Raw genomic sequence first — 13488 nt, 5'->3', positions numbered from 1 at the left:
ATGGAGTGCTTTCGATGACCCACCGTTTCGATCCGACCAGTCTGCGGGAATATGACATTCGCGGCATCGTCGGCAAAACGCTGGGCGCGCCTGATGCCTATGCCATTGGCCGCGGTTTCGCCACGCGCGTGCGCCGCGCCGGCGGCACCCGCGTCGCGGTCGGCTATGACGGCCGCGTCTCTTCGCCGATGCTGGAAGCAGCGCTGATCGACGGGCTGAACGGCGGCGGCGTCGATGTCGTCCGCATCGGCCTTGGCCCCACGCCGATGCTCTATTACGCCGAAGCGACGTTGGAAGTGGATGGCGGCATCCAGATCACCGGCAGCCATAATCCCGGCGATTATAACGGCTTCAAGATGGTCCTCCAGCACCGTCCTTTTTACGGCGCGGACATTCAGGATATCGGCCGGATGGCCGCCGAAGGCGATTGGGACGAAGGCACGGGCAGCATCACCAATGCCGACGTGATCGATGATTATGTCGGCCGGCTGCTGGCGGGCTATGCCGGCGGCGCGTTCCGCATCGGCTGGGATTGCGGCAATGGCGCGTCCGGCCCGGTGGTCGAAAAACTGGTGAAGCTGCTGCCGGGGGAACATCATCTGCTGTTCACCGAAGTCGACGGCACCTTCCCCAACCACCACCCCGATCCGACCGAGGAAAAGAACCTGGCCGATCTGAAGGCGCTGGTCGCCGAAAAGGGGCTGGATTTCGGCCTCGCCTTCGATGGCGACGGCGATCGCATCGGCGCGGTCGATGGGCTGGGCCGGGTGGTGTGGGGCGATCAGCTGCTCGCCATCCTTGCCGAACCGGTGCTGCGCGAGGAACCGGGCGCCACGATCATCGCCGACGTGAAGGCCAGCCAGGCCTTATATGATCGCATCGCCGAACTCGGCGGCCAGCCATTGATGTGGAAAACCGGCCATTCGCTGATCAAGACCAAGATGCGCGAAACCAACGCGCCGCTAGCCGGCGAGATGAGCGGCCACATCTTCTTCGCGCATGATTATTACGGGTTCGACGACGCGCATTATGCCGCCGTCCGCCTGATCCGCGCGGTGCGCCTGCTCGGCGGATCGCTGACGGCGCTGAAAGATGCGATGCCGGCGATGATCAACACCCCCGAATTGCGCTTCCAATCCTCCGAAGACCGCAAGTTCGTGGTGATCGAGGAAGTGCTCGACCGGCTGATGACCGAAGGGGCCGCCGTCAACCGCACCGATGGCGCCCGCGTCAACACGGCGGATGGCTGGTGGCTGCTGCGCGCATCGAACACGCAGGATGTGCTCGTCGCCCGTGCCGAAGCCAGGGACGAAGCCGGCCTCGCCCGGCTGATGGACCAGATCAACGCCCAGCTCGCCGCATCGGGGATCGAACCCGTGCTGGCCGCCGGGCACTGATCGCGGCATGATCGCCCCCCGGCCGCGCGACGGTTTCTTCACCACCCAGCGGCTGCGGCTGCATTATGCCGAATGGGGCGATCCGGCCGCCCCGCCGCTATTGCTGGTCCATGGCGGGCGCGATCATGCACGCAGCTGGGATGCGATCGCCACCGCCTTTGCCGATCGCTTCCGCGTCATCGCGCCCGATCTGCGCGGCCATGGCGACAGCGCCTGGGCATCCGACGGCAGCTATGAAATGGCCGATCTCGTCGCCGATCTCGCCGCCTTGTTCGACGCTTTGGAAATCGAACAGGCCGCCGTCGTCGGCCATTCGCTCGGCGGCAATGTCGTGCTGCGCCATGCCGGCATCTATCCCGAACGCACGTCAAAGCTGATCGTGATCGAAGGGCTGGGGCCATCGCCCAAGGTGGCGGCCGAACTCGCCGCCAGGCCGATCGCCGAACGGATGCGCGACTGGATCGCCCGGCAGCACCGGATCACCGCCGCCACGCAGCGTAGTTATGATTCGCTGGATGCCGCCACCGCGCGGATGATGGCCGCCAACCAGCGCCTTTCGCCCGAACTGGCCCGCCACCTTACCGTGCATGGTTCGCGGGCCGGGGAAGACGGCCGGGTTCGCTTCAAATTCGATCCATCGGTCGGCACGATGGCCCCGGTCGATCTGCTGCAAAGCGAGAAATATGAACTATGGGCCGCCGTCACCTGCCCGGTGATCCTCGCTTATGGTCGCGAAAGCTGGGCGTCGAACCCGGCGGAAGATGGGCGGGCCGCGCATTTTCGGGGCGCCAGGGTCGAATTGTTCGACGATGCCGGTCACTGGCTGCAGCATGACCGCTATGACGCGTTCGTCGCGATGATGGCCGATTTCCTCGCCTGAACCCGGTCTCTGCGCCCCGTAAAATCCCCCTTTTCGCCGAAACGAAATAGTATATCATCCCTGTTACAGTGTAACATCACTGGGTGGCGCCCGCGCTGCGGCCGTCACGAACAAAGACGGAGGATGTCATGCAACACGGCGGTTTCCTCGACCAACGCAACTCCAGCCCCGGCGGTGTGGCGATCGTCGCCGGCCTTCATGCCACGGCGATCGCGGCATTGATCCTGTTTCCGCCGGAATTTGTGCACACCGGGTTCACGAAACTGACCACGTATAACGTGCCGGTTCAGGATCCCCCGCCCCCCATACCCGATATCCCGCCGCCGCCCCAAAAGGCCGAACAAACCATCACCCGGCCTGAAACCGTCGGCCCCACCGTCCCGAACACCGATATTCTCGCGCTCGACCGCACGGTCGATACCATCTTGCCGCCACCCACCGGCCCGATCGCGCCGCTTCCGGTTGAACCGGCGACACCCGAACCGGTGCTCGCCACCGCCACGATCGATGCCCGCGCGCCGTTCCAGCCGTCCTACCCGCCCCGCCTCGCCCGCCAGGATATCGAAGGCGTCGCCGTCGTCCGCGTGCTGATCGGCAGCGACGGCCGGGTGAAGGCGGTCGAACAGGTGTCGGCCACCGATCCCGCATTTTACGAGGCCACCCGCGCACAGGCGCTGCGCCACTGGCGGTTCAAACCCGCCACCCGCGATGGCGTGGCCGTGGAAAGCTGGCGAACGATGACGGTGCGCTTCGAACTGAAGGCATGACGTCATCCCCCCGGCCGGCCGCCCCCCCCGCCGGCCGGGGAACTGGCAACCGGGGGGACGCAAAGCCGGGGGACTGGCGCGGCCGCCCGCCACGCCCTATCTAGGCGCCCATGGCCTTTCCTCGCCCATCCAAGCCGTCAGTCGTCTGGCGCGACTTTCTCGCCTTCATGGATGGCGGGCATCGCCACAAGATCCTGTTCGCGGGGCTTTCCATCCTGATGCCGGCCTTGCTGGTCGCCGGATTCTACGTCGATTCGCGGCGCGATCCGCCCAAGCATGAGATGTATTTCATCCCCAGCTGGCCCGCGACACGCACCGACGCCGAAATCATCGCGCTGCAAAAGATCGACCAGAAGAAGCTGGAAGAAAGGCGCGAGGCCAAGCGCCAGGAATATAAAAGGCTGGCCGATCAGCTTGGCATCAAGGTTGACTGACACGCCCACCGCGACGGCCAATGACGCGCGCTGGATGGCGGCCGCGATCACCCTTGCCACGCGCGGACGCGGGCGCACCGCCCCCAACCCCGCCGTCGGCTGCATCTTCGTGCGCGACGGCCGCGTCGTCGGCCGTGGCTGGACCCAGCCGGGCGGCCGCCCCCATGCCGAGGCGATGGCCCTTGCCGAAGCCGGTGAAGCCGCGCGCGGCGCCACCGCTTATGTCACGCTCGAACCCTGCGCGCATCGCAGCCCACGTGGGCCGGCCTGCGCCGATAGCCTGATCGCCGCCGGGGTCGCCCGCGTCGTCGTCGCCCACCCCGATCCCGATCCGCGCACCAACGGCAAGGGGCTTGCCCGTCTCGCCGCTGCCGGCATCGCTGCGGATTGCGGCGTTGGACAGGCCGATGCGGCGCGAACGCTGGCCGGCTTCCTCATCCGCCAGCGGCTCGGCCGGCCGCATGTGACCTTGAAACTCGGCCTGTCGCTTGATGGCTGCATCGCGCTTGCGTCGGGCGAAAGCCGCTGGATCACCGGCCCCGCCGCACGCGCCCACGCCCATCTCGAACGCGCCCGCGCCGAACTGATCGTCGTCGGGCGCGGCACGCTGGAAGCCGATGCTCCCCGCCTCGACGTACGCCTTCCCGGCCTTGAGGAACGATCGCCCACCCGCGCCGTACTCGGCCATGGCGAAGCGCCCGACGGCTGGATCGCGCTCGCTACGCCGCACGCCATCGCCGACACAGCCGCGCTCGACATCTTGGTCGAAGGCGGGGCCGGGGCTGCCGCCGCCTTCCTCGCCGCCGATCTGGTCGACCGGCTGGCGATCTACCGCGCGCCGATCCTGATCGGCGGTGGAAAACCCGGCCTTGCTGACATTGGTCTCGTCCATCTGGGGGAGGCGCATGGGCGCTGGCGGCTGCATGATGCGCGAACGCTTGGCAGCGACCGGCTTGAGGTCTACGAGCGCGTCCGAGGATAGGGCACCATATGTTCACCGGAATCATTACCGACATCGGCACGATCACCGCCACCGAACAGCGCGGCGATCTGCGCGCGCGTGTCGCGACGGTCTATGACACCGCAACGATCGATCTGGGCGCGTCGATCGCCTGTTCGGGCGCCTGCCTGACGGTGGTGGACAAAGGACCGGGCTGGTTTGCGGTCGATATTTCCGCCGAAACCGTGGCACGCACCGCGCCGGGCCGCTGGGTGGACGGCCAAACGCTCAATCTCGAACGCGCGCTCAAGGTGGGCGATGAACTGGGCGGCCATATCGTGACGGGCCATGTCGATGGCGTCGGCACGATCGCCGCGATCGAGCCGGAAGGCGATTCGAACCGGATCACCATCGCGGCCCCGCACGCGCTCGGCCCCTATCTCGCGGCCAAGGGATCGATCGCGCTCGACGGCATTTCGCTGACGGTGAACAGTGTCGAGGACAAGCCCGATGCCGTTCATGTCGGCATCAACATCATTCCCCACACCGCGCAGATGACGACGTTCGCGACCCTCGCCGTCGGCCGCCCGGTTCACATCGAGATCGACATTCTCGCCCGCTACCTCGGGCGGATGGAGCAACTACGCCATGTCCAGCACTCCTGAACTTTCCCGCCTCCGCCACGGCTTCCTCTCCTCGCCGGAAGAAATTATCGACGAGGCGAAGAACGGCCGCATGTTCATCCTCGTCGACGATGAGGACCGCGAAAATGAAGGCGATCTCGTCATTCCGGCGCAAATGGCGACACCGGATGCGATCAATTTCATGGCCAAGCATGGCCGTGGCCTGATCTGCCTCGCCATGGCCAAGGAACGGGTCGATCAGCTCGGCCTGAACCTGATGAGCCGCAACAACGGCACCCGCCACGAAACCGCCTTCACCGTTTCGATCGAAGCGCGCGATGGCGTTACCACCGGCATTTCGGCGGCCGATCGCGCGCGCACCATCGCGGTGGCGACCGATGCGTCGAAGGGAGCCGAACATATCGTCACCCCCGGCCATGTCTTCCCGCTGGTGGCGCGCCCCGGCGGCGTGCTCGTCCGCGCCGGCCACACCGAAGCCGCGGTCGACGTCGCCCGCCTCGCCGGGCTGAACCCGTCGGGCGTGATCTGCGAGATCATGAAGGATGACGGGACGATGGCCCGGCTCGACGATCTCGTCAGCTTCGCCCAGCTCCACAATCTCAAGATCGGCACGATCCGCGATCTCATCGCCTATCGCCGCCGCCACGACCACAATGTCGAAAAGGTCGCCGAAACCAAGTTCGACAGCCTGTACGGCGGCGAATGGCGCGCGATCACCTATCGCAACAAGGCGGTCGGCACCGAAACGCTGGCGCTGGTCAAGGGCATGGTCGACCCCGACAAGCCCACCTTGGTGCGCATGCACACGCTCAGCATCTTCAGCGATTCGCTGGGCGAAAAGAGCGATCGATCGGGCATATTGCAGGGCGCGATGCGCGAAATCGGCAAGGAAGGCGCCGGCGTCGTCGTCATCATCAACCGTGCGCTGGCCAATGCCATGTCGACGGTGGTGCGCGCCCGGTCCGAAGGCAAAGGCCCCGATTCGCCCGACATGAACGAATTGCGCGATTATGGCATCGGCGCGCAGATCCTGGCGGAACTGGGCGTACATGACATGACCCTGCTCACCAATTCGCACCACACGCTGGTGGCGCTCGCGGGCTACGGCCTCAACATCGTCGGCGAACGGCCGATTTCGACCGAAGGGCTCTGAACATCATGGCAAAAGTGCTCATCGTCGAAGCGCGTTTCTACGATCATCTGAACGATCTCCTGCTCGAAGGCGCGCGCGCCGCGATCGAGGAAGGCGGTCACAAGCATGACACCATCACCGTTCCCGGCGCGCTTGAAGTGCCCGGCGCGATCGCGATGGCGGCCGAAAGCGGCCGGTACGACGCCTATGTCGCACTGGGCGTGGTCATCCGCGGCGAAACCTACCATTTCGAAGTGGTCTCGAATGAAAGCGCGCGGGGCCTGATGGCGCTCAGCATGGACAGCCTGGCCATCGGCAACGGCATCCTGACCGTGGAAAACGAGGCGCAGGCGCTTACCCGCGCGCGGCGCACCGAAAAGGACAAGGGAGGCGAGGCCGCCAAGGCAGCCCTCAAGATGCTCGCCCTGCGCGAACGCTTCGAAGCCTGACGGCGTGGCGGCGGTGGAAATCGTCGCAGGGGATATTGGCGGCACCAACGCCCGCTTCGCCATCGCCCGGATCGAACAGGGCCGGGTGGTGGCGCTCGACGATCCGATCACGCTGCCCACGGCCGGTCATGCCAGCCTGGCGCTGGCCTGGGCCGCCTTTGCCGCGCGGATCGGACGGCCGCTGCCGCGTGCGGCCGGCATCGCCATCGCCGCCCCCATCCGCGGCGATGTGCTGAAACTCACCAACAATGACTGGATGATCCGCCCGGCCAGCCTGGCGGCCGAACTCGGCATCGATGCGCTGGCCCTGATCAACGATTTCGGCGCGGTCGGCCACGCCGTCGCCCATGTCGGGCCGGAATATCTGGCCCCGATTGCCGGGCCGGCCGGCCCGCTGCCCGCCGAAGGGGTGATCTCCATCGTCGGCCCCGGCACCGGGCTTGGTGTCGCATCCCTGCTCCGCCGCGATGGCCGGCAATATGTGATCGAAACCGAAGGCGGCCACATGGATTTCGCGCCGCTCGACGTGCTGGAGGAAACCGTGCTCGCCCGCCTGCGTGCGCAGCACGGCCGGGTGTCCGCCGAACGGATCGTCGCCGGGCCGGGGCTGGCCGCGATCCACGCCACCATCGCCGCCCTGGAAAACCAGCCGGTGCCGCATCGCGATGACGCCGCCTTGTGGGCCGCCGCACTCGACGGCAGCGATCCGCTCGCGGTGGCAGCACTCGATCGCTTCTGCCTGTCGCTTGGCAGCGTCGCCGGCGATATCGCGCTGGCGCAAGGAGCCTGTGCGCTGGTCATCGCCGGGGGCGTTGGTGCCCGGCTGGCCGATCATCTGCCCCGATCGGGCTTTGCCCGGCGTTTCATCGCCAAGGGGCGGTATGAAGGCATGATGGCGGCGATGCCGATCAGGCTGATCACCCACCCCCAGCCGGGCCTGCTGGGTGCGGCCGTTGCCTTCGCCGAACAGCATGTCGCCCGGGCGTGAAGACGCCGACAATGGCACCGGCGCCACGCTGCGCGCCGCCGTCTATGATGAGTTGCGCCACCGCCTGATCACCGGCCGCATCGCCCCCGGCGTCCCGATCTCGACACGCGGCATCGCCCAGCAGCTTGGCGTCAGCCAGATGCCGGTGCGCGACGCGCTGAGCCGGCTGGCGGCCGAAGGCGCGGTCGCGATCCGATCGAAACGCAGCATCACCGTGCCGCCGCCCACCGCCGCCCGGCTCGATGAAATCATGCGCGCGCGCCTGCTGCTCGAACCCGAAGCGGCGGCCCAGGCGCTGCCCTTCCTCGACGGGGCCGCGCTGGATCGCCTGCGCGCGGCCGATGCCGCGCTGGATGCCGCCCTCGCGCGCGGTGATCTCCACGGCTATATGGAAAGCAATTCGCGCTTTCATTTCCTGATCTATGGCGCGCGGCCCGAAAGCCTGCTCGCCCGGATCATCGAAACCTTGTGGATGCAGTTCGGCCCGCTGATGCGCGCCGTCTATGCCCGCGTCGATACCAGCCACCTCACCGATCAGCACGCCCGCGCGATCGATGCCATCGCCCGCCGCAGCGAACCGGCGCTGCGCGCCGCGATCGCCGCCGATATCGCCGATGGCATGGCGCTGATCGGCGATATCGATCCCGGCCGGGGGCTGGCCGGGATCGGGGCATAGAACCTAGCCCCGATGCTGTTGTGCAGCCGCGATCGCCGCCGCAATCGCCGCGCGCGCTTGCGGGCTGTTCTTCCAGCAGGTCGACCCCACGATTGCCGCAGCGGCGGCGCAAATCTCGTCCACATCGCGCCCGGCCAGCGCAGCCAGGCTCTCGATCCCGATCTGCTCCAGCCGCGCGATCACCGTCGGCCCGACACCCCTGACGCCCAGCAGCACCGCGCGCTCGTCTGTTGGAAATGCCATGGCTGTCCTACACCTGCCGTCTGCCGTTATGATCCGCTTCGGACTAATGCCCTCACCCAGCCTGCCATCCGATCTTTCTCACTTGAAATCAAACGGCTGACCCGGCTTCACGGTAAGGTTGAAGAAATATTCCAATATCCTCAACTTCCTCAACTTAACCCTATCGCCACAGACGAAAAGGGCCGCGACGCACCGGCGTCGCGACCCTCATTCAGCCCATCATTGGCGGCCATGCCTAGCGGACGGCTTCCACCGCAGCCGATTCGGTGTCACGCGCATCTTCCGCCCCCGCCGCATGGGCCAATGCTGCCCGCACGCCGGCTGCATAAGCCGGGTCGATCTTCTCGAAATGGCCCAGCTGGCGATCGATGATGGGCTGCGGCACCCCCTGCATCGCCGCCGCCAGATTGGCGAACAGCCGCCCTTTTTGCGCATCGTCGAACAGGTTGAACAGCGCACGCGGCTGGCCATAATCATCATTGCCGTCGCGGTGGCTGTAGCGCAGCGCATCGCCGGACAAAGCCAGCGGCGGTTCCAGATACCGCTTGTCCTCGACCGGACCGGCAAAGCTGTTCGGCTCGTAATACGCATCCGGATTGCCGGTATCGTTGGCGAAGAACCGCATCGCCCCGTCCTTGTGATAATGGTGCACCGGGCATTTCGGCGCGTTCACCGGCAGCGCTTCATAATGCGTGCCCAGCCGGTGGCGATGCGCGTCGGCATAGGCAAAAATCCGCCCCTGCAGCATCTTGTCGGGCGAAAAGCCGATGCCCCGCACGACGTTCGACGGCGAAAAGGCCGCCTGCTCGATCTCGGCGAAATAATTGTCCGGGTTGCGGTTCAACTCGACGGTGCCGACTTCGATCAGCGGATAATCGCCATGCGGCCACACCTTGGTCAGATCGAACGGATCATAGGCCGTCTTGCCGGCATCGGCCTCGGGCATGATCTGCACGAACATCGTCCAGCGCGGATATTCGCCCCGCTCGATCCCGCCATACAGCGCCTCCTGATAGGATTCGCGGCTATGCCCGATCACGCCGACCGATTCGTCGTTGGTGTAATGCTTGTGGCCCTGCTGGGTCTTGAAGTGGAACTTCACCCAATAGCGTTCACCCGCATCGTTCCAGAACGAAAAGGTGTGGCTGCCATAACCGTTCATGAACTGCGGGCTGACCGGCAGGCCGCGATCCGAAAACAGGATCGTCACCTGATGCAGCGATTCCGGGCTCAATGACCAGAAATCCCACATCGCCGTGGGCGAACGCATGTTAGTGCGCGGGTGGCGCTTTTGCGTGCGGATGAAATCGGGAAATTTCAGCGGATCACGGATGAAGAAGACCGGCGTATTGTTGCCGACGAGGTCCCAATTGCCCTCTTCGGTGTAGAATTTCATGGCAAAGCCGCGCACGTCGCGCTCGGCATCGGCAGCACCCTGTTCGCCCGCCACCGTCGAAAAACGCAGCAGCATGTCGGTTGTCTTGCCGACCGCCGAAAAGATGCTGGCGTTGGTGTAACGGCTGATATCATTGGTCACCGTCAGCGTGCCGAACGCCCCCCAGCCCTTGGCGTGGACCACGCGTTCGGGAATCCGCTCGCGATTCTGGTGGGCCAGCTTTTCGATCAGCTGATAATCCTGCAACAGCAGTGGCCCGTGGCGGCCCGCGCTCAGCGAATTCTGATTGTCCCCGATGGGGGCGCCCGCGGTTGTCGTCAGCGTCGGTTTATCGGCCATGGCCCTACCTTTCTCTGGAAGCGATAAGGGAAAGATGACGGATCTGGTTGCACCACTCCAACGATTAAACACACTGCCAGTGATCGATAATGTCGATCACATGCCGCCCTGCCATGCCCGCACCGCATCGATCGGCCACAGCAGCATGACGATGTTCAGCGTCAGATTATCGCGGATCACCGCCAGCGTGAGCAGTTCGAAGCCAACGGCAAGGGCGATCGTCGCCGCCACCGGTAAGCGCGCGGCCAACAGGAACCCCAGCGTCATCCAGCCGATGTCCGCCGCCGAATTGAGCACGCTGTCGCCCGAATAACCCAGCGCGATCGTCGCCTCGCGATAGCGGTCGATGATCAGCGGCGTATTCTCCAGCAATTCCCACGCCGATTCGATGACGACCGCCAATATCAGCCGCTCGCCCACCGGCCGCGCCCGCAACAGCGCCCAGCCGAGCGCATAGAACAGGAAGCCATGGATGATGTGGCTCGGCGTATACCAGTCGGCGATGTGCTGGCTGTTCCCGGCGTCGAGCGCGCCGTGCCACAGCTCGATCGTGCCGCAGGTGCAGATCGGTGGCCGCCCCATCGCCAGCAGCGCCAGCACGGCCGCAAGTGCGACGCCGCCGGCGATCAGCCCATGGCGGGCCGACATCGCGCCGCGCGTCACCGCGCCGGCCGACGCCATTCGATCGTCACCCAGCCGGTTATGGTTTCTGCTTCCAGGAACAGCCGGTCGCCGTCGATCCGGCAATGGCGCACCTGATCGCCGCGCAGGTCGGGATACCAGGCGCCTTCGATATGGTGGGTCACGATGCGATGCGCGGCATCGACCGAAAACCTGCCGAAATAGCCGACATAGCCATTATAGGCCGCCGCGATCCGATCAGGCGCGGCTTCCCCCGGCGGGCCGCCGAACGCCGCAATGCCCGGTCGCACCATATGCACCGACATGTGGCCGTCGGGCGTATACAGGATCACCCCGCGCGCTTCGTGGCCGAACGGATGCTCCACCACCCCATCGGGCCGGCGGTTGCTCCACAACACCAGTTCCCACGCGCCCAACAGCGCCTGGCGCAGTTCCGCATCGTCGCCGGTCATGCCCTCTCCTCTTCGCGGTCGCGCTTATCCTGCCTGCAAGCCGCGCGAAACGCCACCCGTTGACCTGATCCCCCTGGAAGATGCAAAGGCGCACATGCCCTACGCCAATCTCGCCCGTCGCGGCGTCCTCTTCGTCCTTTCGTCGCCGTCGGGTGCCGGCAAGTCGACGATCGCGCGCAAGCTCCTTGCCGCCGATTCCGGCATCGTCATGTCGGTGTCGGCCACCACCCGGCCGATGCGCCCGGGCGAAGTCGATGGCGTCGATTATCATTTCGTCGACCTGCCCGAATTTCGGCGGATGACGGCGGATGGCGAATTTCTCGAATGGGCGCATGTCTTCGACAATCGCTACGGCACGCCCAAGGCACCGGTGCATGCGACGCTCGAATCGGGCCGCGACGTGCTGTTCGATATCGATTGGCAGGGTGCGCAGCAGCTGCACCAGCAAGCCGGCGGCGATACGGTGCGCGTCTTCATCCTGCCGCCCTCGCTTGATGAACTGCGCCGCCGCCTGACCAGCCGCGGCACCGACGATGCCGCCGTGATCGCCGGCCGGATGGCGCGCGCCGCCGCCGAAATCAGCCATTGGGACGGCTATGATTATGTGCTGGTCAATGACGATGTCGATCGCTGCTTCGAACAGGTCCGCACGATCCTGAACGCCGAACGGCTGAAGCGCCGCCGCCAGACCGGCCTGATCGGTTTTACCCGCAAATTGATGGGGTAACTATCGCCGCAGGCCAAACCGGCATAGGCTGCGCGCAGTTCTTGCCATTGGGGAGGCGGCGATGATCCGGCTGATACCGGGGGCGATTGCAGGCGGCTTCGCCCAGTTTTTTGTCGGGTTCATCTTCTGGGGAACGCCGCTCAGCCGGCTGGCCTTCACCACCGCAGGCGATGCGCAGAACGCCGCCGTGCAGGCAGCGCTCGCGCAGAATCTCACGGCGACGGGCACCGGCACCTATGTCGTGCCGTGGCCCAGCACGGCTGAAGGCACCACCCTGTTCGGCAAGGGGCCGGTCGCCACGATCCACTTCAACGTCGGCGGCTTTCCGGCATTCGATTCGGCGTCGCTGATTGCCGGGCTGATCCTGTCGATCATCACCGCGCTCCTGATCGGCGTCGCCTTGTGGGGTATTGCCGGGCGCGTTGCCACCTTCGCCGATCGGATGAAGCTGGTCGTGCTGTTTTCGCTCGCCGCGGTCCTGTATCTCCATCTCGGCCAGCCGGTGTTCAACCATTATGGCTGGGGCTATTTCATCTACCTCGCCATTGGGGATGTGATCGGGCTGATCGTCGCCGGCGCGGTCATCGCCCGCTGGTTCCTGCCCCGGCCTGCCGCGACATAAGGCCGCCATTCAGGCGACCGCGTCCCACACCAGCTTCACCCCCACGACGATCATCAGCACATAGACCAGCGTGTAGAGCCGTTCGGCCGATACGCGGCGGACCAGAGCAACCCCCGCGAAGGTCGATGCGATCGCCACCGGCAGCAGCATCGCCGTCGTCAGCAGATTGGCTTTGGTGAACTGGCCAAGCGCCACATAGGCCGGCACCTTGATCCAGTTGACCGCGGCAAAGAAGATCGCGGTGGTGCCGACGAAGACATCGCGGGGCAGCCGGCGGGGCATCACCCACATCTGGAAAGGCGGGCCGCCAGCATGGGCGATCTGGCTGGTGAAGCCCGAAACCATGCCGAAGATCGCCCCCACCCAGCCCGGTGAGCGCGACGACGCGGCGATCGCGCCCCGCCGTTCCGCCCACAGCCGGTGGATCCCGAACAGGATCGATATCGCGCCGACCGCCGCCAGAACCACATCCGCCGAAACCCGCGCGGCCAGCAGCCAGCCGCACAGGATGCCGATCACAGCCCCCGGCAGCATCACCGCCAGCACGCGGCCATCCCACGTCTTGCGGAACGCCCACACCCCCACCGCATCCTGCACGATCAGGATCGGCAACAGGATGGCCGCTGCCTGCACCGGCGGCAAAGCCAGCGCCAGCAGCGGCATGCCCAGCGCACCGAGACCGGAAAAGCCCCCCTTGGCCACCCCCACCAATATGACGGCGGGGATGGCGAAGGCGTAAAAGGTCCATTCCAGCTGCATC

At 65.9% G+C, this 13488-nt stretch carries 17 protein-coding genes; 12 read left to right on the top strand and 5 right to left on the bottom strand.

The annotated features are described in order from the left end of the window. Positions 1-14: 14 nt before the first annotated feature. The 10 genes from pgmG to KC8_RS14495 all read left to right on the top strand — a co-directional run bounded on the left by pgmG (position 15) and on the right by KC8_RS14495 (position 8307). Positions 15-1397, top strand: coding sequence for a phosphoglucomutase/phosphomannomutase PgmG (gene pgmG, locus KC8_RS14540; protein ID WP_010124201.1), 1383 nt, complete (start codon positions 15-17; stop codon positions 1395-1397). Between the two features lie 7 nt (positions 1398-1404). Next, positions 1405-2277, top strand: coding sequence for an alpha/beta fold hydrolase (locus KC8_RS14535; RefSeq protein ID WP_010124199.1), 873 nt, complete (start codon positions 1405-1407; stop codon positions 2275-2277). Between the two features lie 128 nt (positions 2278-2405). Beyond that, positions 2406-3044: an energy transducer TonB gene (locus KC8_RS14530; protein WP_010124198.1), complete on the top strand. Its 639-nt coding sequence runs from the start codon at positions 2406-2408 to the stop codon at positions 3042-3044. A 110-nt stretch (positions 3045-3154) separates the two neighbouring features. Next, positions 3155-3478, top strand: coding sequence for a hypothetical protein (locus KC8_RS14525; protein WP_029624354.1), 324 nt, complete (start codon positions 3155-3157; stop codon positions 3476-3478). Between the two features lie 34 nt (positions 3479-3512). After that, entirely contained in the window at positions 3513-4460 is a 948-nt protein-coding gene (ribD, locus tag KC8_RS14520; protein ID WP_029624353.1) for a bifunctional diaminohydroxyphosphoribosylaminopyrimidine deaminase/5-amino-6-(5-phosphoribosylamino)uracil reductase RibD, read from the top strand. A gap of 8 nt (positions 4461-4468) precedes the next feature. Next, positions 4469-5083 carry a riboflavin synthase gene (locus KC8_RS14515; protein ID WP_010124195.1) on the top strand — a complete coding sequence of 205 codons (615 nt, stop codon included), beginning with the start codon at positions 4469-4471 and terminating at the stop codon, positions 5081-5083. Then, positions 5067-6215, top strand: a complete 1149-nt coding sequence (gene ribB, locus KC8_RS14510) for a 3,4-dihydroxy-2-butanone-4-phosphate synthase (RefSeq protein ID WP_010124193.1) — start codon at positions 5067-5069, stop codon at positions 6213-6215. The genes KC8_RS14515 and ribB overlap by 17 nt, the downstream gene beginning before the upstream one ends. Before the next feature lie 5 nt (positions 6216-6220). Beyond that, the gene (ribH, locus tag KC8_RS14505) at positions 6221-6643 is read left to right on the top strand and encodes a 6,7-dimethyl-8-ribityllumazine synthase (RefSeq protein WP_010124192.1); all 423 of its coding nucleotides are present in this window, start codon (positions 6221-6223) and stop codon (positions 6641-6643) included. 13 nt (positions 6644-6656) lie between these two features. Beyond that, entirely contained in the window at positions 6657-7631 is a 975-nt protein-coding gene (locus KC8_RS14500; protein WP_029624352.1) for a glucokinase, read from the top strand. Then, positions 7615-8307: a GntR family transcriptional regulator gene (locus KC8_RS14495; protein ID WP_010124189.1), complete on the top strand. Its 693-nt coding sequence runs from the start codon at positions 7615-7617 to the stop codon at positions 8305-8307. Before KC8_RS14500 ends, KC8_RS14495 begins: the two co-directional genes overlap by 17 nt. A gap of 3 nt (positions 8308-8310) precedes the next feature. On the opposite strand, the gene KC8_RS14490 is transcribed toward KC8_RS14495, so the two are convergent. The 4 genes from KC8_RS14490 to KC8_RS14475 all read right to left on the bottom strand — a co-directional run bounded on the left by KC8_RS14490 (position 8311) and on the right by KC8_RS14475 (position 11379). After that, positions 8311-8550, bottom strand: coding sequence for a helix-hairpin-helix domain-containing protein (locus KC8_RS14490; protein ID WP_010124188.1), 240 nt, complete (start codon positions 8548-8550; stop codon positions 8311-8313). Positions 8551-8785: 235 nt separating this feature from the next. Then, positions 8786-10285 carry a catalase gene (locus KC8_RS14485; protein WP_010124187.1) on the bottom strand — a complete coding sequence of 500 codons (1500 nt, stop codon included), beginning with the start codon at positions 10283-10285 and terminating at the stop codon, positions 8786-8788. A 96-nt stretch (positions 10286-10381) separates the two neighbouring features. Beyond that, complete coding sequence (locus tag KC8_RS14480; RefSeq protein WP_010124186.1) at positions 10382-10966, bottom strand: DUF2585 domain-containing protein; 585 nt, start codon at positions 10964-10966, stop codon at positions 10382-10384. Continuing rightward, positions 10945-11379 (bottom strand): lipocalin-like domain-containing protein, encoded by a 435-nt coding sequence (locus tag KC8_RS14475; RefSeq protein ID WP_010124184.1) that lies wholly within the window; start codon positions 11377-11379, stop codon positions 10945-10947. Before KC8_RS14475 ends, KC8_RS14480 begins: the two co-directional genes overlap by 22 nt. Before the next feature lie 94 nt (positions 11380-11473). On the opposite strand from KC8_RS14475, the gene gmk reads away from it, so the two are divergent. Continuing rightward, positions 11474-12106 (top strand): guanylate kinase, encoded by a 633-nt coding sequence (gmk, locus tag KC8_RS14470; RefSeq protein ID WP_010124182.1) that lies wholly within the window; start codon positions 11474-11476, stop codon positions 12104-12106. Between the two features lie 61 nt (positions 12107-12167). After that, positions 12168-12728 carry a hypothetical protein gene (locus KC8_RS14465; protein ID WP_010124181.1) on the top strand — a complete coding sequence of 187 codons (561 nt, stop codon included), beginning with the start codon at positions 12168-12170 and terminating at the stop codon, positions 12726-12728. Positions 12729-12737: 9 nt separating this feature from the next. Here the strand turns inward: KC8_RS14465 and KC8_RS14460 are convergent, their stop codons facing one another. Continuing rightward, the gene (locus KC8_RS14460) at positions 12738-13487 is read right to left on the bottom strand and encodes a sulfite exporter TauE/SafE family protein (RefSeq protein WP_029624349.1); all 750 of its coding nucleotides are present in this window, start codon (positions 13485-13487) and stop codon (positions 12738-12740) included. Position 13488: the final 1 nt, after the last annotated feature.

It is taken from the genome of Sphingomonas sp. KC8, assembly GCF_002151445.1.
In the GTDB taxonomy this organism is placed as follows: Bacteria; Pseudomonadota; Alphaproteobacteria; order Sphingomonadales; family Sphingomonadaceae; genus Sphingomonas_E.
This window is presented reverse-complemented; position numbering and strand designations above follow the sequence as displayed.

Bases quoted from the DNA above. Each gene is read 5' to 3' on its own strand.
- pgmG (WP_010124201.1), top strand. From the start codon at position 15: ATGACCCACCGTTTCGATCCGACCAGTCTGCGGGAATATGACATTCGC.
- KC8_RS14535 (WP_010124199.1), top strand. From the start codon at position 1,405: ATGATCGCCCCCCGGCCGCGCGACGGTTTCTTCACCACCCAGCGGCTG.
- KC8_RS14530 (WP_010124198.1), top strand. From the start codon at position 2,406: ATGCAACACGGCGGTTTCCTCGACCAACGCAACTCCAGCCCCGGCGGT.
- KC8_RS14525 (WP_029624354.1), top strand. From the start codon at position 3,155: ATGGCCTTTCCTCGCCCATCCAAGCCGTCAGTCGTCTGGCGCGACTTT.
- ribD (WP_029624353.1), top strand. From the start codon at position 3,513: ATGGCGGCCGCGATCACCCTTGCCACGCGCGGACGCGGGCGCACCGCC.
- KC8_RS14515 (WP_010124195.1), top strand. From the start codon at position 4,469: ATGTTCACCGGAATCATTACCGACATCGGCACGATCACCGCCACCGAA.
- ribB (WP_010124193.1), top strand. From the start codon at position 5,067: ATGTCCAGCACTCCTGAACTTTCCCGCCTCCGCCACGGCTTCCTCTCC.
- ribH (WP_010124192.1), top strand. From the start codon at position 6,221: ATGGCAAAAGTGCTCATCGTCGAAGCGCGTTTCTACGATCATCTGAAC.
- KC8_RS14495 (WP_010124189.1), top strand. From the start codon at position 7,615: ATGTCGCCCGGGCGTGAAGACGCCGACAATGGCACCGGCGCCACGCTG.
- KC8_RS14490 (WP_010124188.1), bottom strand. From the start codon at position 8,550: ATGGCATTTCCAACAGACGAGCGCGCGGTGCTGCTGGGCGTCAGGGGT.
- KC8_RS14485 (WP_010124187.1), bottom strand. From the start codon at position 10,285: ATGGCCGATAAACCGACGCTGACGACAACCGCGGGCGCCCCCATCGGG.
- KC8_RS14480 (WP_010124186.1), bottom strand. From the start codon at position 10,966: ATGGCGTCGGCCGGCGCGGTGACGCGCGGCGCGATGTCGGCCCGCCAT.
- KC8_RS14475 (WP_010124184.1), bottom strand. From the start codon at position 11,379: ATGACCGGCGACGATGCGGAACTGCGCCAGGCGCTGTTGGGCGCGTGG.
- gmk (WP_010124182.1), top strand. From the start codon at position 11,474: ATGCCCTACGCCAATCTCGCCCGTCGCGGCGTCCTCTTCGTCCTTTCG.
- KC8_RS14465 (WP_010124181.1), top strand. From the start codon at position 12,168: ATGATCCGGCTGATACCGGGGGCGATTGCAGGCGGCTTCGCCCAGTTT.
- KC8_RS14460 (WP_029624349.1), bottom strand. From the start codon at position 13,487: ATGCAGCTGGAATGGACCTTTTACGCCTTCGCCATCCCCGCCGTCATA.